Genomic DNA, 19668 nt, shown 5'->3' with positions numbered 1-19668 from the left:
ACTTTAAAGGAGTTGGCCGGATTTTAAAAAAGATAAATTTTTTATCAAGAGAGTACCCTAAAATAGTGAATTCGCTTTCATTGTTAGGGAGAAAAAAACTGCCCACAAATACTTGACTCAATCCAATTTGTGACGTGTATTGCAAACTATGTGATTCTACTGTATATTAAAAGTGTAGAAAGGAAGTGAAACACTTCACATAATATCAGTGAAGAAAATCACACCTACTACACATTAAGCTGGCAGCTTAAAAATTTTTATAACCATTTGTGAATTACTTCACAAATAAAGTAGCACTCATTCTTTTCATCTAATATTTTTATTCTATTAAGTGAACAACTTCACAATATCAATTTAAATCTAATGTGTGAAAAACTCACAAATTAAAAGGGAGAGATTGAATGATGAAAAACTTCTTAAAAGGTCCGATCATGGCGGTTGTTTGGACAGTTTTACGAGTGTGGTTAGGTATCCAATGGTTAGAAGCTGGTTTTCATAAAATTACAGGTGGATTTGATGCAAGTGGATTTTTACAAGGCGCACTAGCAAAAGCAGGTGGCGAACACCCAGCAGTTGCAACTTGGTATGCAAACTTTCTTGAGGGATTTGCCCTTCCAAACGTAGACATTTTTAACTTCTTAATTCCTTGGGGTGAATTTCTAGTAGGACTTGGATTAATTGTCGGTTTAGCAACAATCCCCGCTTTAATCGCAGGTGCATTCATGAACTTAAACTTCTTACTAGCTGGTACAGTAAGCACAAACCCAACGCTTTACACAGTAGCCGTCATCCTATTATTCGCAGGCACTGCAGCTTACTATTACGGACTTGATCGATTTGCAATACCGTATATCAAAAACATCATGAAACGTAAAAACGTAGACAGAGCGGTGAAAACAGCAGCTTAATTCCCTTTTCAATATAAGTGTCTCTCATACGTGAGAGGCATTTTTTTTTTTGAGCAAAATATCCTTTGAAAGTCAAACTTATTATCGTAAACTAGAGTTAATGTCCAAAAAAGATAAGAGTTATCTTCTATAAAGATAAATTATTTGATTTCTGAAACAAAATTCGTGGAAACTACACACAATTTAGGATTTTTGCACAGAAATTGGGTAAATCGCACACAATTTTAGATACTCGCACAAAAAATGAAGAAGTCGCACACAATTTTAGATTTTCGCACAAAAAATGAAGAAGTCGCACACAATTTTAGATTTTCGCACAAAAAATGGAGAAATCGCACAAATTTTAAAGTTTTTCGCACAAAAATAGGCAAATTTTTTGTAAATTACCTCGAATTATTAAAAAATATATAGGTGAATATCGAAATTTTGCTCAATAGAAGGAAAAATTCACATAAAAAATGGACAAATCACTCGTTTAAATGACTGGTTTGCTTACAATATATATAAAAAGGGCACCAGAAAGGTTTAATAACGAGTATCTAATGTCACAGCTGTATACCATTGGAAAAGAAGGGGAGAGGTACGTTGGATGAGAAATATTACGATGCCATGTTAAATGTTTTGACGAGGGAAGATCGAGTCATTAATCCTTTTTTTCAATATTATCCGTATGAACCAACTCCTTATGCGGTACTAAAACAATTAAGTGATACATATCCACTCATCCCAGAAGATCGGCTCGTTGATTTTGGATGTGGCAAAGGTAGGACGCTTTTTTACCTTAATTATATGTTTGGATGTAATGTTTGCGGTATTGAAATGAATGAAAAACTGTATAAAGATGCAGAAAACAACCGGAAACGGTATATAAAACGCCATCCTCATGCAGCTGAAAAAATTGAAATTTTACCGATTTTAGCAGAAAAATACGAAGTAGATCAAAAGGATAATAAATTTTACTTTTTCCATCCTTTTTCAGTCACAGTTTTTAAAAAAGTTATAACGAACATTATGCAATCCCTTGAACATCATCCACGTCAAGCAGATATTATCGTATATTATCCAACAGAGGAATATTTATGTTATTTGGATCATAAGACCGATTTTCGTTTAAACAGTGGTATGCTTATTCACGGTGCCTATGAAAAAAATAAACAGGAACAAATTTTAATTTATCGATATGATGGATGATTGATTATTAGGTCAAAGAGGAATGGGGCCATCTACCGATTATTAAATTGCTTTATTCCTCCACGTTTTTCTTATGGAACGATTTTTCCATTGCTCGTCTTACTCTCTCCTTAGGTACCCAACAGTTAAACTTATACTTAGGGTTCGTGTCATAACCAAGCCTCGTACACTTTGTATTAATTCCTTCTTCTGTTTTTTCAATTCCAAAATGTATACATGTCGCACAACAATGGTAATCCTTCATCGTTTCATCCTTCCTAATCTATGGTCTTTAACCTTTATTAATAGAATAATATAACTCCCCAAATTGTTTAAATAGTTGATTTAGCTAAAGCCTAATCTGTCTTCATACAGAATAACCTCTTAAAAAATTCCAGTAATATTTGTCCAATTTTTTAATTATATATTACAGAAAGAAATTTCATATGACTTGGTAAACGTGTACCAAAGACGAACAGACTAAAGGGGTGGTCAATATTACAAAGCACATGTTATTAACGCCAGGAAGAATTCTTTATGGTCGTCAATCTTTTTATAACATTGGAAAAGAAGCAAGGGAACAAGGAAAGAAGGCATTCATTATCTCAGATAAAGTGATGGAAGGATTGGGATATGTTGCCGAATGTGTTCAACGTTTACAAGAGGAAAATGTAAAATGTGTCATCTATTTAGGCGTGGAAACAGAGCCGACAGATGTTTATGTCCGTGAAGCTTTAGAAATATTTCAAAAGGAAAATTGTGATTTCGTCATCTCACTTGGTGGCGGTTCTTGTATAGATACAGCAAAAGCGGTCGCAGTTTTAGCAACAAATGATGGTTACATAGGTGATTTCCGTGGAGGAGGAAAAATTGCCAGCCATAAACCTGTTCCTCATATTGCGATCCCAACCACTGCGGGTACAGGATCTGAAGCGACTGATGCTACCGTGATTACAAATACGGAAAATGACGTAAAAATGATGATTAAGCAACCGGCCTTTATGCCCAATGTGGCCATTGTTGACCCAATGTTAACGTTAAGTTCACCGAAGTCAGTTACTGCGGCTACTGGAGTTGATGCCTTAAGTCATGCGATTGAAGCATATATCTCAAGGAAGGCTCATCCAATGACAGATATGTTGGCCCTTTCCGCTATGAAGTTAATCGTTAGTAATCTTTTAAGCGCTTACAATAATCCAGAAAATTTGGATGCCCGGGAATCTATGAGTCTAGGTGCTTTACAAGCAGGTATGGCGTTTTCAAATGCATCTGTATGTTTAGTTCACGGAATGAGTCGGCCGATTGGAGCTCTATTCCATGTCCCCCATGGTTTCTCAAATGCGATGTTGCTTCCAGCAGTACTAGAGTTTAGTAAAGAAGCTTGTATTCACCGCTTAGCAGATCTTGGTCGAATTTTTATTAACCATGATGGTGAGCAGTTATCCGATGAGGAAGCTGCCCAAGTAGCCGTGCAATCTGTGAAAAAACTTTGTTCGGAGCTAAATATTCCAAACTTACATGACTGGGGGATTAAAGAAGAGGAATTTGAACAATCACTCGACAAAATGGCTCATGATGCTATCGATAGTGGAAGTCCGGGTAATAATCCACGTATCCCAACAAAGGAGGAATTGATTCATTTGTATCGGGTTTGCTATCGTTATCAATTTTAAAAAAGATGGCCATATAAGAGGGGGTTTTTAGATGATTGGAATGATTGGCTTAATTGGTTCCCTCATTCTTCTTATGTGGATGACGTTAAAGGGAATTAACATTATCGTTGCTGCTCTTATTAGTTCATTAATTGTCGCCATTACAGGTGGATTGAATTTAGAAACGGCTTTGACAGATTACTATATTACTGGTTTTACAGGTTATTTTGCATCATGGTTTTTTATTTTCTTGCTAGGAGCGATTTTTGGCAAAATTATGCAAGAAACACAAGCGGCAGATAGTATTGCAAATTGGGTTAGTCGAACCTTTGGACCGCAGCGTGCAGTTTTTGCAACGGTTGCTGCTGCAGCGATTATGACCTATGGCGGCGTAAGTTTGTTTGTTGTCGGGTTTGCTGTATATCCGATTGCAGTTTCGTTATTTAAGCGTGCAAATTTGCCGCATCGTTTTATCCCGGGAGCATTAGCATTCGGTTCCGTATCATTTACCATGACGTCTCCTGGTTCACCAGAAATCCAAAACTTAATTCCGACAGAGTTTTTTGGGACAACGCCGACAGCAGGTGGAATAGTAGGTGTGATTGTTGGGCTAACCATTATGTTGGTTGGCGGTTTTACCATTAGTCGAATGGTCAAAAAGGCAGTCACAAACGGCGAAGGTTTCTATTTACCGGATTCACATCCGTTAAAAAATACAGAAGCAGGTAAAGAGTTAGAAGCCGATGAAGAAAAAACAGCAGAAGATCGTGCAAAGGAATTACCAAATATTATTTTTGCCATATTGCCACTTGTTGTGGTGATTGCGGGATTGAATATTCTTGCCCAGTTTATGTCATCGACAGCCGCTGCAATGATTTCATTAACGGCCGGTGTAGCGTTAGCTTGTATTCTTATGTATCCATATTTAAAACGGTTTTGGCAACCGCTTGCTAAAGGTTCGGAAGATGCCCTTGTGGCAATTGCCAATACATGTGCGGTTGTTGGTTTCGGTGCTGTAGCAGCTGAAGTTTCTGCTTTTGATGCTACTGTTGATACCTTAGTGAATTTACCAATACATCCACTGTTCGGTTTGGGGATTGCTGTTACATTAATTTGTGGCATGACCGGATCTGCATCGGGTGGTTTAGGAATTGCCCTCCCTATTTTAGCTCCAGTATATTTAGCAATGGGACAAAATCCAGGAGAAATGCATCGCGTGGCCACACTTGCGTCTGGTGGACTAGATTCCTTGCCACATAATGGGTACGTTGTAACAACGATTCGTGCTATTTGTGGTGAAACTCATAAACGTGCCTACTGGCCGGTGTTTATTTTAACTTCTATACTTCCACTTTGTGGTATGATCTTAGCAATCTTGCTTTATATGATTTTTTAACTCGATTCATGTTTAGTAAGGAAAATGCATATAGTGGAGTAAGCTTGTATATTAGGCTGTGCGGGAGTAGTCTCCTGTGCAGTCTTATTTGTGGACAGTTGATTTATGATTGAAGGCAAATCGCACAAAAAAATGATTTTTCGCACAAAATTTCTCGTTTTCGCACATTTTTTGTAGTATTTCGCACATAATTTTGACAATTCGCACGTTTTTTGAGAAAATTGCACACAAATTACTAATTTTTCGCACAAAACCGGTCTGTTTTCCTTTGTATTTTATAAAAATATCAGTAAATATCACTTATTTAATAGCAAAATAGCTTTTATTATTCCATTTTTAATAGAAAGGAAGAGAAATATGGCTATATCTACTGCACAAAAATTGAAAAATTTTATTAATGGAAAATGGGTTGAAAGTAAAACGGAAACTTACCTATCCGTACCGAATCCGGCAACGGGTGAAGAACTGGCAAAAGTTCCTATTTCTACAAGAGAAGATCTTAATCAGGCTGTTCAAACAGCGAAAGCAACATTTAAAACGTGGAGTAAAACACCAGTTCCAAAGCGGGCACGCATTTTATTTAAATTTCAGCAACTTCTTGTTGAACATTGGGACGAGTTGGCAGAGCTTATTACAAAAGAAAATGGTAAAACTTTTAAAGACGCATATGGTGAAGTGCAACGAGGAATTGAATGTGTTGAGTTTGCAGCAGGTGCTCCGACATTAATGATGGGCAGTAGTTTACCTGATATCGCAACAAATATGGAGTCGACAATGTATCGTTATCCGGTTGGGGTTGTTGGCGGTATAACTCCGTTTAATTTTCCGATGATGGTGCCATGTTGGATGTTCCCGCTTGCCATTGCTTTAGGGAATACATTTGTCTTAAAACCTTCGGAACGGACACCGTTACTTGCCAATCGGTTAGCAGAACTTTTCCATGAGGCAGGTTTACCGGATGGAGTACTTAACATTGTCCACGGAGGAAAGGAAGTGGTTAACGGACTTTTAGAACATCAAGATATACATGCGATATCCTTTGTCGGATCCCAACCTGTGGCCGAATATGTTTATAAAACAGCTGCTGCCAATGGGAAACGGGTCCAAGCGTTGGCTGGTGCAAAAAACCATTCCATCGTTATGCCGGATGCAGATCTTGATAAAGCAGTTAAAGAAATTATTAGTGCGGCATACGGTTCAGCTGGCGAACGTTGTATGGCCTGCTCCGTTGTTGTGGCAGTGGGAGATGTGGCAGATCAACTGGTTAAAAAACTCAAAGAAAAAGCAGATGAAATTAATATTGGTAACGGTTTGGAACAAGAGGTCTTTTTAGGTCCGGTCATTCGACCTGAACATAAAAAAAGAACAGCTCAATATATTGAAATCGGACAAAAAGAGGGTGCAACATTAATCCGGGATGGAAGACAAGATGAAGCCTATGTGAAAGATGGATATTTTATTGGTCCAACAATCTTTGATCATGTAAAACCAAACATGACGATTTGGAAGGAAGAAATTTTTGCACCTGTTTTATCAATTGTACGTGTAGAAACTCTGGAAGAAGCAGTAGATTTAGCAAACCAATCAGACTTTGGAAACGGTGCTTGTCTCTTCACACAAGATGGCAGCCATGTTCGTTATTTTAGAGAACATATTGAATCAGGTATGCTCGGTATTAACATTGGCATCCCTGCACCAATGGCCTTTTTCCCATTCTCTGGTTGGAAAAATTCCTTTTACGGAGATCTCCATGCCAATGGAAAAGACGGTGTGGAATTTTATACGAGAAGAAAAATGGTAACGGCAAGATGGTCATAGATTGCATACGTTCAATCACTCTGACATTAAAAGTTCAGAGTGATTTTTTATCATGTAAAAAAGCGATAATGTTAGTACATACTTTATAAAAAAAAATCCAAAAATTTTAGGCTATAAACCTTAACTTTGTCGAAGTATAGACATAGAATTTTATGACGGAATTTGTTAAAATTCAAATAACAATATAACTTTTTAGAAAAAATTTCACAAAATTTCCATTTTCTTTCTACATTTCAGATCTAGTTAATAAAAATTACACAAAACACTAGAATTTTTCACTAAACTGTAATAGTATATTGTCAGCGGAAGGTAAAACAATTACGCCAGTTCAAAAAGTAAAGTCGCAGGATTCTCAAATATGTCAAAAATATTCTAAGATAATGAAAAACACTTTTGAATCCGCTTACTAACTGGTAAAATTAGAATTGTAATTGTTTTGCAAATAATTATGAACAGGGATGTGGGTATAAAATGATTAATGCGAATCCATGGCAGTATGTTCATGGACCAAACTTAGGCTACTTGATCGAGCAGTATGAATTATACTTGGCGAATCCTGAACAAGTAGACGAAAGTCTAAGAGCATTGTTTTCACAATGGGGTGAGCCATACGTTGAAGAACATGGTCAAGTAACAGGGGGCACAGAGCAAGTTGTTTCGCCAACAATTGTTATAACGAAACTGAAGAAGCTTGCTAAAGCATTACAGTATGTGCAAAATATTCGAAAACACGGTCATTTACAGGCCGACATTGATCCGCTAGAAAAACAACCTGAAACTGAATTGCTTTCGTTAAACTATTATGGATTATCTGAAGCTGATATCCGCGAACTTCCTGTTGAAGTCCTCATACCAGAGTTTGCAGGTAAATTTACTGATAGTTTAGCGGCAGTTCAATATTTGAAGCAAGTTTATACTAATACAATTGGTTATGAAGTAGAACATGTACCATTTGTAGAAAAACAATGGTTACATGAAAAAATAGAAAATGAATATGGTCAAAAACAGCTACCTAACGATAGAAAAGAAGAGTTGTTAAAAGAATTGTTTGCTGCAGAAGGATATGAGCAATTTGTTCATCGGATGTACGTTGGTCAAAAACGTTTCTCCATTGAAGGTCTAGAAGCGTTAGTTCCAGCAATCAACGAGCTTGTGCAACTTTCTGCAGAACATGATATTGAAAATGTCATGATTGGTATGGCCCATAGAGGTCGCCTAAATGTGTTAGCCCACGTTTTAGGAAAACCTTACGAAGCATTGTTATCTGAATTCCAAGGTACAAAATGGAAAATTGATGACCCAGATTATTTTGAAACAGTTGGTCATACATTAGATGTAAAATATCACTTAGGTGCTACTAGAAATCGTAAAATTTTTGGTAAAAATGTAAGAGTTACCCTGGCGAATAACCCAAGTCACTTAGAATTTGTTAACTCGGTAATTGAAGGGGTAACCCGTGCAGCTCAAGATGATCGCACAAAACCAGGTGCACCTGTTCAAGATATTAATAAAGCATTACCTGTTGTTGTACATGGTGACTCTGCTTTTAGCGGTCAAGGAATTGTTTATGAAGTGTTAAACTTCTCACAAACTAAAGCTTATCATACAGGTGGAACGGTTCATATTATTGCGAATAATAATATCGGATTTACGACAGAATCGGATGAAACAAGATCTACTCGTTATTCAAGTGATACAGCAAAAGGTTACGAAGTGCCAATCTTCCATGTAAACGCCGATGATCCAGAAGCGGTATTAAAAGTAATGCAATTGGCTTTTGAATACCGTCAAACATTCCATAAAGATGTAGTTGTCGATTTAATTGGATATCGTCGTTTAGGGCATAACGAAACCGATGAACCAATCCCAACAAACCCAATTATGTACAGCAAAATTAAAAGCCATCCGACGATTACTGCTGTATATAGTAAAAAACTGATAAGCGAAAATACTTTAACACAGGAAAAGGTTAAAGAAATTGAAACAGCAACATTGAACCGCTTAAAAGAAGCACATGATGCTATTGATAAAGATGTTAAAGACGTTCCGACAATTGCAGAACTGCAAAAAAATGCAACGAAAGACTTTCCGAAAGTAGACACGACAGTGGATAAAGCGACGCTTACACAAATCCATGAAGAATTGTTAAAATGGCCAGAAGGATTTAATGTCTTTAAGAAACTAGAGCGTATTTTGAACCGTCGAAATGCAGCTTTTGAAAGTAAAGGAAAAGTAGATTGGGGTCATGCTGAAGCTTTAGCCTTTGGATCCATTTTACATGACGGTACACCAATCCGAATCACAGGGGAAGATACGGAACGGGGTACATTCTCACATCGCCATGTTGCTTTACGAGACGTTGAAACAGGTGAGAAATACATTCCATTGCAACATTTAAGCAATGCGAAAGCAAGTTTTGCAATTCATAATAGTACACTTTCTGAAGCAGGTGTACTAGGCTTTGAATATGGTTATAGTATTGAAGCAAAAGATACTTTAGTACTTTGGGAAGCTCAATTCGGTGATTTTGCAAACGGTGCACAAGTCATCATTGACCAATTTATTTCGGCTGCCCGTTCAAAATGGGGAGAAAAATCGGGACTTGTGTTGTTGCTGCCACACGGTTATGAAGGACAAGGTCCTGAACACTCCAGTGCCCGTTTAGAACGTTTCTTACAATTGGCTGCTGAAAACAACATGACCGTTGCAAACTTATCGAACTCAGCACAATACTTCCATATTCTACGTCGTCAGGCAAAACTATTAGGTACGGATGAAATTCGACCGTTGATCATTATGTCACCGAAGAGTTTATTACGAAATCAAGAAGCAAGTAGTTATATTGAGGAATTTACAAATGGTGAGTTCCAACGAATTATTGAACAACCAGGACTTGGAACCGAACCGAATAAAGTAGAACGAGTTGTCTTTTCAACAGGACGTTTAGCTGTAGAGTTATCGGAAAACTTGAAGGAACCGGAAAACTTTAAATGGCTTGATGTCGTACGTGTAGAAGAACTATATCCATTCCCTAAAGATGAAATCAGCAAGCTTTTAAGCAAATATAAAAACTTAAAAGAAGTCGTTTGGGCTCAAGATGAACCACAAAACATGGGTGCATGGAATTATATTGCACCAAAATTACAAGAATTAGCTCCTGAAGGTGTAAAAGTTTGTTACGTGGGTAGACCTCCAATGGCAAGTCCATCTGAAGGTAATAGTCGTGTTCATAAAAAAGAACAAGAACGCATTGTTACGACAGCTTTAACACACAAAGCAATTGTTAATGTGAATGCATAAGAATATCGGGTGCTCTCTCAATGAAAATGAGGAAGGGCTCTAAAATAACCATTTATATGTTCAAGAACGTTTTGGGTTGAATTTATTTGTAGATGAGAGCCCCTCCTCTTATCACTGTTGAGACAGCTCTCGGTTTCAACATAATAATTAAAAACAAAAAGGGATGTGTAGAAATTATGGCAGAGGTTAAAGTTCCAGAGTTGGCAGAATCAATTACAGAGGGGACGGTTGCGAACTGGTTAAAACAACCAGGAGATGCAGTATCAAAAGGTGAGGCAATCGTAGAATTAGAAACAGACAAAGTAAACGTAGATATTATTTCTGATTATGACGGGGTATTAAAAGAAACATTAGCTGAAGAAGGAGATACAGTTAATGTGGGTGATACCATTGCCATCGTAGAAGAAGGAGCTACTGCATCAAGCGGTTCAGGGGAAAGCGCCCCAGCTGCATCAGAACCAGCAAAAGAAGAAGTAGCAGCGGCACCTGCTCAACCAGCGGCAAGCGTTACACAACCTGCAACAGAAAGTAAAACTGCAAATAACGGTGTCATTGCAACACCAGCTGCCCGTAAACTAGCAAGAGAAAAAGGAATTGACTTAAGCCAAGTTTCAACGGTTGATCCGTTAGGCCGTGTAAATAAAAAAGATGTTATGACGTTCACAACACAAAAACCTGCTGCAACAACTACACCAACACCTGTAACTGCAGCACCTGTTGAAGACGATCGTGTAGAAGTTATCAAAATGTCAAGACGTCGTCAAGCAATTGCCAAAAACTTGAAAAACGTTCAAAATACAGCAGCAATGCTTACAACGTTTAATGAAGTAGACTTAACAGAAGTAATGAATATTCGTAAGAAAAGAAAAGAGAGCTTCCTAGAAAAACATGATGTAAAACTAGGATTCATGTCATTCTTTACGAAAGCTGTTGTGGCTGCATTGAAAGAAATTCCACACTTGAATTCAGAAATTCGTGGTGACGAATTAATCGTTAAAAAATATTACAATATCGGTATTGCAGTATCTACAGATAGTGGTCTCGTAGTTCCAGTTGTTCGTGACGCAGACCGCAAAAACTTTGCTGAAATTGAAAGAGACATTGCTGATATGGCGAAAAAAGCAAGAGAAAATAAACTTTCATTAGCAGATATGCAAGATAGTACATTTACAATTACAAACGGCGGAACATTCGGTTCCTTAATGTCCACACCAATCTTAAATGGACCACAAGCTGGTATTTTAGGTATGCATTCTATTAAATACCGTCCAGTCGCGGTAGAAAATAATACGAAAATTGAAATCCGCCCAATGATGTACATTGCATTATCTTATGACCACCGTATTGTTGATGGAAAAGAAGCTGTTACATTCTTAGTACGTGTTAAAGAATTACTAGAAGATCCTGAACAATTTTTATTAGAAGTTTAATAGAATAAAGGTTTATATGGAAAACCCGGATGCACTTTATAGCATTCGGGTTTTTTGCGTGAAAAGATAAGAAAAAAGACGTATTTTACATAAAAAACGGTCAGTTTTATTCATTTTTGTCTAAAAAGATATAAAAATGAAGTTTTTTATAGCTTAATCCTGTGAATAGGTTGTGATTTTGTGCGATTTTCGTATAAAAGCGTGCGGATTTTTAATTTTGCGTGCGAATATCCGAAATTGTGTGCGAAACTTGCATATTTTGTGCGAATTTTACAAAAAACGTGCGAAATTATCAATTGTTGTGCGAAATCTAAAACTTAGTAAAGTAAAAAATGGAAATCAGTCAATTCCATTAATATCCAAGCCTAATTATTTAAAATCGTATTGACAAATATGTATATAAATAATATAGTGTGTATATACAATATATACATTAATGACAATATCTACATTCGGGGGGTAGTTCCCAATGCAAATTGTTCTATCGCATACGAGTAAAACACCGTTATATGAACAAATCAAACAACAAATTCAAAATCAAATCATGACAGGTGAGTTAAAAGAGGGCGATGCGTTGCCATCTATGCGTCTATTGGCAAAAGAGTTAAATGTGAGTGTTATTACGACGAAACGGGCCTATGAAGAACTAGAAAAGGAAGGATATCTTTTTTCTGCGGTTGGAAAAGGGACCTTTGTTGCTGGTCAACAACCACAAGTGTTAAAAGAATGGCGCATTCGTGAGCTAGAAAACCAACTGGAAGAGATCGTTTTAGAGGCAAAAAAAATCGGCTTAACGGAACAGGACCTTCATGATATGGTGCGGATTTACTATAAAGAAGGGGACCGTTAATGGATACAGGTATAAATGAATCTTGACCTATCAAAATACCCATTTGTTATAAAGGAAGGTGAACGACGTGAATGCCATTGAGTTAAACCATATTTCAAAAAAATATAAAGAATTTCAAGTTGAAGATGTCAGCTTTACAGTGCCAAAGGGATACATTACCGGTTTTATCGGTCCGAACGGATCTGGTAAAAGTACAATTATACGTATGATATTAGATGCTGTTCGACCGGATGAAGGAGACATTCGAATTTTTTATGAGCCAAATCACAAGGCTCACTTAAGAGAAAAGATCGGCTTTGTCTATGATACGCTACACATTTATGAAGATTTTAATTTAAAAAAAGCAAAGGCATTTATTTCCGAAGTTTATCCAAGCTGGGACGATGAACTTTACCAAAAATATGTGGATCGATTTGAGTTACCAGAACGGAAAAAACTAAAAAAATTTTCCAAAGGTATGAAAATGAAAGCTTCTCTTCTTTTCGCCTTATCCCATCGGCCGGAGTTAATTATTATGGATGAACCGACAGCAGGTCTCGATCCCATTTTTCGAAGGGAATTACTAGATGAATTGCAAAATTTGATGATCAATGAAAACCAGTCGATCTTTTTTTCGACCCATATTACGCAAGATCTTGATCAAATTGCAGACCATATTGTTTTCATTTATAAGGGAAGATTACAATTTCAGAAAACAATTGACGAGATTAGAAGCAAATTTTTCCTTGTTAAGGGACAGACAAACCAATTAGATGCGGATTTGAAAAAAATATTAAAAGGTTATAAAAAAACATCTCAAAACTTTACAGGTTTGTATGAAGGAGATCCCTCGATTTTTGAAGGTCTTGAAGATGAATTTATTATAGAGCAAGCCACGCTAGAAGATATTATGTATTACACGACAAGAAGGGAGCGAGCAAAATGAAAGCCTTATTGAAAAAAGATTTTTTATTAAATCAAAGTTTTATTTGGACTTTGCTTCTTATGCTTCCTTTGAGTTATGTCATTAATGTTAGTGGCATGCCAGTAATGGTTGGGATTATGCTCGGCTTTGTTATTGGTTTATTTTACTATGATAATCAGTCAGGAATGCATAAATTTGTTGTGAGTCTACCTATAACACGGAAAGAAGTCATTCATGCGAAATATGTGTATTCCATTATATTTATGTTTCTTGCCTTTCTTTACTATTACTTCGTGGATCAAATTGCACATATGGTTTTAAATTATTTAGATCATGAACCGTTAACCTTTACATCATGGTTTATGTTTTATCTAATCACCTTAATGGTTATCACATTTTATATTCCTTTTTACGTTAAATTTACTTTTATGTTTGCCTTTATTTTTCAAATAATTAGTATGGTGATTGGTCCAGTCGTCCTGGCTGGGTTTGTAATTTGGTTAGATGTAAAAACAAATATTTTGGATTATATAAACAGTTTTATAATGATAATTAAAAATCGTCCGTTTTTAGTGATGATTCCATCTACAATTGTCGTTATCTTCATATCCTGGTTTATTTCAATACGGATTTTCTTAAAGAAAGATTTAACATAGTTAAAAAATAAGAAAATCATTGCATAAAAGAAGTCAATTCGCACAAAAGTAGAGGAAAACGCACGAAAAAATGGCAATTCGCACAAAAAATAGAGAAATCGCACAAAAAATGGTTAGTTCGCACAAAAATATAGAAATCCGCACAAAAAATAGGCAGTTTCGCACAAAATCTAGTGTAATCCATGATTTTTTTAATAAAAAACTACAGTTAGATTTAAAAATAAGTAGATTATCGCAAAATTAGTGCAAAAATGAAACTTCATGAGCCTATTTTCGTATATGAAAGTAGTGATTATCATTAAAACGGTTTGAATAATGGGAAGGAGTGCAAATCATGAATGTATTACTCAGTGTTGAAGGGCTAGAAAAATCTTTCAAAGATAAAAAAGTTCTTCATGGCATATCTTTTGAAGTTCATAGTGGTGAAATCATGGCAATTCTTGGGCCAAATGGTGCGGGAAAATCAACAACGATTCGTAGTATTATGGGCATTTTAATGCCTGATGAAGGATCGGTTATTTTCCATAATCATAAAGGGAAAGGAATTCCACGAAATAAAATAGGCTATTTACCAGAGGAACGTGGTCTTTACAAAGATGTTCGCGTTATGGATATTTTGCTTTACCTAGCTGAATTAAAAGATTACCCACTAGATAAAGCAAAACAAAGAGCTATGGAATATTTGAAAAAATTGGATCTTGAAGGAAAAGAACATGTAAAAATGGAAGAATTATCAAAAGGGATGGCGCAAAAGGTCCAGTTCATTTCGTCTATCATTCATGAACCTGAACTATTAATTCTTGATGAACCTTTTTCTGGTCTCGATCCAGTTAGCCAGGAAGTTTTAAAAACTGAAATTCGAAATCTGGCTAAAAGCGGTACAGCCATTCTTCTTTCTTCCCACCAAATGAATCTTGTTGAGGAAATGTGTGACCGAGTGTTTATGATTCAACGGGGGCATAAAGTCATTTATGGTACATTAGAAGATGTGAAAAAACAGTATGCCAATTTCAAATGTACGATCCATGGAAAAAATGATATCTCATTACTTGAAAAAATTCCAGAAGTTGTTCGTGTTGAACAAACGGATGATACATCTATTTTATATTTAACGAAGGATGTAGAAGCACCAAAATGGTTAAAAACATTACCTGATGAGATTGTGATTAATGAATTAACTTTAGACCGTGTGTCACTGCATGAAATCTTTATTGATATTGCGACTGATAAAAATTTATTAAAAGATAGTGAACGTCAATCGTTAGAAGAGGTAGGTGGAACCAATGCGTAATTCGTTGAAAGTTGCAAAATGGGAAATTAAACGGAATTTAAAAAACAAAACATTTCTTATCAGTTTATTCGTGACCCCATTGCTTATCGTTCTTTTTGGTCTACTAGGCAGTCTTTTTGGTGACGACCATTCCGAAAAGGCGACTGTCTTTGTTCATGATGAATTAGGTATATTGACAAGTATGGAAGCGATTGTTGAACAAGCTGATCTGGACTTGGAATTGCAACCAACGGATATTAATGAAACAGATGTTGAAGCCGAATTAGAAGATTCTGAAGATACAGCTTACATGTTTGTAAATGAAACGGCCTTAACGGAAGGTAAAATTCCTGTTTATACAAGTAATGACTTTCCGAATGTAGGGCAACTGCAAATATTAACACAACCTATCAAAAGTCTCCAACTACAAGAACTTGGTTTAACAGAGGAACAAATGGCTGCCATTGCCCAAAATATTGATGTACAAGTGCAATCGTTAGATGACTTACAGGGGGATACTGTAACAGAGGAACAATTGGCGGCAGGTGAAGATCCGTTAATGAAACGGGTTGTCCCAGGAATTTTTGCAGGTATTATCTTACTTTCCATTATTTTCACAGGTATGATGATTTTCCAAAGTGCATCTCAAGAGAAGAAAGACAAAATTGCGGAAATTATTTTATCTTCCGTTACACCAAATGAATTAATGCAAGGTAAAATCATCGGTTATTTCGTCCTAGCGATGATTCAAGCGGCGATCATCCTCGTCTTTGCTCTTGGATTTGCATTGTATAAATTTAATGACTTCCCATTATTTGAATATTTATTGCAACCACAGTTGTTATTGTTCTTATTAATTGCCGTATTAGGTTACTTATTGTTTGCGTCGATTTTTGTCGGAATGGGTGCTACAATGTCGGATATTTCTACGGCAGGTAACTTCCAAGGGATGATCATGATGATTCCATTTATTTCATTCTTCTTTATTGGTCCAGTTTTATCAGACCCGACGGGCGCGTTAGCAAAAGCATTAACGTATATCCCATTTACATCACCGACTATTTTATTAGCGCGTCTTGTTCGATTAGATGAATGGAATTGGCTTGAAATTAGTATTTCTTTAGTGATCTTAGTAGCAACCATCTGGCTCATGATGAAGTTAGCTGGTAAGATTTTCAAAGTTGGTATGTTAATGTATGGTAAAAATGCTACAGTCGGTGAAATAATGAAATGGCTTCGTACTTGATTAGTATAAGTTTAAAAAGGGCGATCCTATATTAGGATGGTCCTTTCTCTTTGGAGTGAAACAAGTATTAAAGCCGTGTACATATACGTCTATATGTGAACGTATTGAATCAAAAATAAAAAGAGGCCATCGTTACGCTATGGCCTCTGTAAACAATGATATTTATTTTAATTCCAAATGATCCTTTAATAAGTTTTGGATTGTTAACTTTTCTTCTTCAGGTACGATGTAATAATATATGCCATTGATTCGCTTACCGGAACCATTGACTTGGTGTTGGTTTATCGATTTTGCCGCAGCACGATAATTGGCTTGGACTGCGACCATTTGATCAAAGGTTAAATTTGTTTTTACATTATCAGATAAGGCTTCAAAAATTGTTCCGTAATTTACCAATGTTTCTAAACTCGCACCTTCTTTAATGACACCTTCAATAATTTGGCGTTGTCGAATTTGACGGCCGAAATCTCCACGTGGGTCAGCTTTTCTCATTCGGGAATAGGCAAGAGCTTCTTCCCCATTTAATGTGATTTTTCCTTTAGGGAATGAGTGGCCATCATAGGAGAATTCTAAGTCATTATCAACCGTTACACCACCAACGGCATCCACGATTTCTTTAAAACCTTCCATATTTACTTGAACAAAATAGTCAATCGGAATATCTAAAAAGTTTTCAATTGTATTGATTGACATTTCAACACCGCCAAATGCATAGGCATGGTTAATCTTATCTTCAAATCCTCTGCCGATAATTTCTGTTCGTGTATCACGAGGAATACTTACCATTTCTATGGATTGCTTTTTGGGATTGACGGTCATCACGATGATGGTATCTGAACGTCCTTTGTCACCCGCACGTTGGTCTACACCAAGAAGCAGGATAGAGAAGGGATCTTTATTTTTAAAATTAATTTCTTGATCACGCTTTTCGGAAATTTGTCCATCACGAACAGGTTCATGCATATTGGCTACAGTGTTCGTTAAAGATTTGTACAACATGAATAAATAACCGACAACGAGTAAAAGAATTACGGATAATGTAATGAACGTAATTTTCAGCCATTTTCTCTTTTTTGTTCTCTTTCGTTCGCTTCTCAAAATGATTCCCTCCAACGTTTATATCCTAAAATAAAAAACACCTATCCAAGCTATTATAATAAATTCGTCATAAGACATAATACCGTAAAATGTGACAAAATAAAAATATTTTCTTCAACTTTTTACATAGAGGATTATTTTCGCTATCCGTTGGCATGAATATTCGTCACTTTTAATTCTTCATTTTAACATAATAATGACGAAAGACCCAACACTCAATTTTAAATCGTAAAGATCAGTGAAAAAATGACGATAAATCTATTTTATTAAAGTACTAAATTAACGACAGATAATTAATAATAATTCACAATAATCATTTTATAAAAAACTATTGAATTTTAAAAAACATTAATTTAAAATAGTCCAAAAGATTCAGGTGGTGTTGTAAGGATTTAAAAGAACTGTAAATAGACAACTATAATTCATAATTTTGTCACAGACTAAAAGTTTCCTATACGTTATACTAGTATTAGTTTTGTAAAAAAATATTATTTTAATAAAAAATTATTCTTAATATGTACTTTGAACTATCACGGTTTAAATTTACGAGGGGTGGATTCCTTATTGTTGAATGCAAAACTTTCTTTAATTTTTGAAATAGAAAAAAAGAGAAAAGAAATGTTTGAATGTGCCCGACAAAAGGGTATGCATTCGTTGGAATGTGTTCAGAAAAGTCAAGAATTAGATCGCTTGATTTTACAAGTTCAGCGACAAAAAATGAAGTTTGAATAAGACAAAAGCTTTGAATGACGAATGTAAGAATGTGATTGGGGCGTTTGAAGAAAAAATCATATTAAAAACTTATATATATATTGGTTTTAACGAAAAGATTGCGAGACTGAAAGTGTTCTTCCATTTTAATGGTGGAACACTTTTTTATTCTGTTTTAAATAGAGGAAGTAGATGGATTTAATTCTATGTTTTGTTACAAACCTATCGGTTAAAGGACGAATCGTTCTTTCTGATTAATTTGTAAGGAACAGCAAGCAGGATAATGAAAAAAATATGACAGGAAAATTTACATGATTTTACACATTTTATTTTACTCTAAAAATATACATATCTTAAGTAAGTATGTGGTTGAAGAAGGTGATAGACCCCTTGAAAATACGAAAAGCAATTATACCTGCTGCTGGTCTTGGGACCCGTTTTTTACCTGCAACAAAGGCGATGCCGAAAGAAATGTTACCTATAATTGACCAACCTACTATTCAATATATCGTTGAAGAAGCGGTGGAAGCAGGAATAAAGGATATTATTATTGTGACAGGTAAAGGAAAACGGGCAATCGAAGATCATTTTGATTATGCCTTTGAATTGGAAGAAACTTTGATTAAACGGGGAAAATTGGATTTATTAGAAAAGGTGCGGCATCCATCAGAAGTGGAGATTCACTACATTCGGCAAAAAGAACCAAAAGGGCTCGGTCATGCAATATGGTGTGCCCGAAAATTTATTGGTGAAGAACCTTTTGCAGTATTACTTGGTGATGATATTTTCGTTAGTGAACAACCATCCATCAAACAATTGATTGATGTGTTTAGGCAAAAAAGTGGAAGTGTGATCGGTGTCGAGCAGGTCGCCCCAGAAGTAACGGAGCGATATGGCATAGTCGAGCCCGGCATTTGCGAGGATCGTATATATGAGGTTTTGAATTTAGTGGAAAAACCTGTGAAAGGGCAGGCACCTTCCAATATTGCGGTTGTTGGTCGTTATGTGCTGACACCTGAAATTTTCCCAGTTTTAGAATTTCAACAGCCAGGCGCAGATGGAGAAATACAACTTACCGATGCTTTACAAACATTAAATCAGTTTCAACGTGTTTATGCTTACGAAATTGAAGGAAAACGATATGATATCGGTAACAAGATCGGTTATATAAAAACTTTGGTAGAATTTGCATTGCAGCGGGATGACCTTCGTGATGATGTGTTAAAGTTTGTGAAAGAGAAGTTGTTTGAGGAGTAAAG

The 19668-nt window shown here is 36.0% G+C and carries 15 protein-coding genes; 14 read left to right on the top strand and 1 reads right to left on the bottom strand.

Translation table 11 applies throughout. The annotated features are described in order from the left end of the window. The first annotated feature begins 404 nt into the window (after window positions 1-404). The 12 genes from OEV82_RS10700 (at window position 405) to OEV82_RS10640 (ending at window position 16600) form a co-directional block, all read left to right on the top strand. Entirely contained in the window at window positions 405-908 is a 504-nt protein-coding gene (locus OEV82_RS10700; RefSeq protein WP_173661084.1) for a DoxX family protein, read from the top strand. A 585-nt stretch (window positions 909-1493) separates the two neighbouring features. Then, complete coding sequence (locus OEV82_RS10695) at window positions 1494-2099, top strand: class I SAM-dependent methyltransferase (protein WP_263061868.1); 606 nt, start codon at window positions 1494-1496, stop codon at window positions 2097-2099. A gap of 488 nt (window positions 2100-2587) precedes the next feature. Then, complete coding sequence (locus OEV82_RS10685; protein WP_263061870.1) at window positions 2588-3751, top strand: iron-containing alcohol dehydrogenase; 1164 nt, start codon at window positions 2588-2590, stop codon at window positions 3749-3751. A 31-nt stretch (window positions 3752-3782) separates the two neighbouring features. After that, on the top strand, window positions 3783-5126 hold the full coding sequence (locus OEV82_RS10680; RefSeq protein ID WP_263061867.1) for a GntP family permease: 1344 nt from the start codon (window positions 3783-3785) through the stop codon (window positions 5124-5126). Between the two features lie 357 nt (window positions 5127-5483). Continuing rightward, window positions 5484-6944, top strand: a complete 1461-nt coding sequence (locus tag OEV82_RS10675) for a CoA-acylating methylmalonate-semialdehyde dehydrogenase (protein ID WP_317634314.1) — start codon at window positions 5484-5486, stop codon at window positions 6942-6944. Window positions 6945-7415: 471 nt separating this feature from the next. Continuing rightward, window positions 7416-10244 carry a 2-oxoglutarate dehydrogenase E1 component gene (locus tag OEV82_RS10670; RefSeq protein ID WP_263061866.1) on the top strand — a complete coding sequence of 943 codons (2829 nt, stop codon included), beginning with the start codon at window positions 7416-7418 and terminating at the stop codon, window positions 10242-10244. Window positions 10245-10420: 176 nt separating this feature from the next. Next, window positions 10421-11674 (top strand): 2-oxoglutarate dehydrogenase complex dihydrolipoyllysine-residue succinyltransferase, encoded by a 1254-nt coding sequence (gene odhB / locus OEV82_RS10665; protein ID WP_263061865.1) that lies wholly within the window; start codon window positions 10421-10423, stop codon window positions 11672-11674. A 469-nt stretch (window positions 11675-12143) separates the two neighbouring features. Next, complete coding sequence (locus OEV82_RS10660; RefSeq protein ID WP_173658471.1) at window positions 12144-12524, top strand: GntR family transcriptional regulator; 381 nt, start codon at window positions 12144-12146, stop codon at window positions 12522-12524. A gap of 67 nt (window positions 12525-12591) precedes the next feature. Next, window positions 12592-13449: an ABC transporter ATP-binding protein gene (locus OEV82_RS10655; protein ID WP_263061864.1), complete on the top strand. Its 858-nt coding sequence runs from the start codon at window positions 12592-12594 to the stop codon at window positions 13447-13449. Beyond that, window positions 13446-14084 carry an ABC-2 transporter permease gene (locus tag OEV82_RS10650; protein ID WP_263061863.1) on the top strand — a complete coding sequence of 213 codons (639 nt, stop codon included), beginning with the start codon at window positions 13446-13448 and terminating at the stop codon, window positions 14082-14084. Before OEV82_RS10655 ends, OEV82_RS10650 begins: the two co-directional genes overlap by 4 nt. 334 nt (window positions 14085-14418) lie before the next feature. Further along, entirely contained in the window at window positions 14419-15375 is a 957-nt protein-coding gene (locus tag OEV82_RS10645; protein WP_173658468.1) for an ABC transporter ATP-binding protein, read from the top strand. Continuing rightward, window positions 15368-16600: an ABC transporter permease gene (locus OEV82_RS10640; protein WP_263061862.1), complete on the top strand. Its 1233-nt coding sequence runs from the start codon at window positions 15368-15370 to the stop codon at window positions 16598-16600. The genes OEV82_RS10645 and OEV82_RS10640 overlap by 8 nt, the downstream gene beginning before the upstream one ends. A gap of 162 nt (window positions 16601-16762) precedes the next feature. Here OEV82_RS10640 and tagU read toward each other — a convergent pair whose 3' ends face one another. Then, entirely contained in the window at window positions 16763-17698 is a 936-nt protein-coding gene (tagU, locus tag OEV82_RS10635) for a polyisoprenyl-teichoic acid--peptidoglycan teichoic acid transferase TagU (RefSeq protein ID WP_173658466.1), read from the bottom strand. Between the two features lie 564 nt (window positions 17699-18262). Between tagU and OEV82_RS10630 the strand changes: the two genes are divergently transcribed. Next, window positions 18263-18430 (top strand): aspartyl-phosphate phosphatase Spo0E family protein, encoded by a 168-nt coding sequence (locus OEV82_RS10630; RefSeq protein WP_173658465.1) that lies wholly within the window; start codon window positions 18263-18265, stop codon window positions 18428-18430. Window positions 18431-18772: 342 nt separating this feature from the next. Continuing rightward, window positions 18773-19666, top strand: coding sequence for a UTP--glucose-1-phosphate uridylyltransferase GalU (gene galU / locus OEV82_RS10625; RefSeq protein ID WP_263061861.1), 894 nt, complete (start codon window positions 18773-18775; stop codon window positions 19664-19666). The last annotated feature ends 2 nt before the right edge of the window (window positions 19667-19668 follow it).

This window comes from Pallidibacillus thermolactis (assembly GCF_025660415.1).
Taxonomy (GTDB): Bacteria; Bacillota; Bacilli; order Bacillales; family Caldibacillaceae; genus Pallidibacillus; species Pallidibacillus thermolactis.
This window is presented reverse-complemented; position numbering and strand designations above follow the sequence as displayed.

What these genes read in the sequence shown, in the direction of transcription:
- OEV82_RS10700 (WP_173661084.1), top strand. Translation starts at nt 405, where the DNA reads ATGAAAAACTTCTTAAAAGGTCCGATCATGGCGGTTGTTTGGACAGTT.
- OEV82_RS10685 (WP_263061870.1), top strand. Translation starts at nt 2,588, where the DNA reads ATGTTATTAACGCCAGGAAGAATTCTTTATGGTCGTCAATCTTTTTAT.
- OEV82_RS10680 (WP_263061867.1), top strand. Translation starts at nt 3,783, where the DNA reads ATGATTGGAATGATTGGCTTAATTGGTTCCCTCATTCTTCTTATGTGG.
- OEV82_RS10675 (WP_317634314.1), top strand. Translation starts at nt 5,484, where the DNA reads ATGGCTATATCTACTGCACAAAAATTGAAAAATTTTATTAATGGAAAA.
- OEV82_RS10670 (WP_263061866.1), top strand. Translation starts at nt 7,416, where the DNA reads ATGATTAATGCGAATCCATGGCAGTATGTTCATGGACCAAACTTAGGC.
- odhB (WP_263061865.1), top strand. Translation starts at nt 10,421, where the DNA reads ATGGCAGAGGTTAAAGTTCCAGAGTTGGCAGAATCAATTACAGAGGGG.
- OEV82_RS10660 (WP_173658471.1), top strand. Translation starts at nt 12,144, where the DNA reads ATGCAAATTGTTCTATCGCATACGAGTAAAACACCGTTATATGAACAA.
- OEV82_RS10650 (WP_263061863.1), top strand. Translation starts at nt 13,446, where the DNA reads ATGAAAGCCTTATTGAAAAAAGATTTTTTATTAAATCAAAGTTTTATT.
- OEV82_RS10645 (WP_173658468.1), top strand. Translation starts at nt 14,419, where the DNA reads ATGAATGTATTACTCAGTGTTGAAGGGCTAGAAAAATCTTTCAAAGAT.
- OEV82_RS10640 (WP_263061862.1), top strand. Translation starts at nt 15,368, where the DNA reads ATGCGTAATTCGTTGAAAGTTGCAAAATGGGAAATTAAACGGAATTTA.
- galU (WP_263061861.1), top strand. Translation starts at nt 18,773, where the DNA reads ATGTGGTTGAAGAAGGTGATAGACCCCTTGAAAATACGAAAAGCAATT.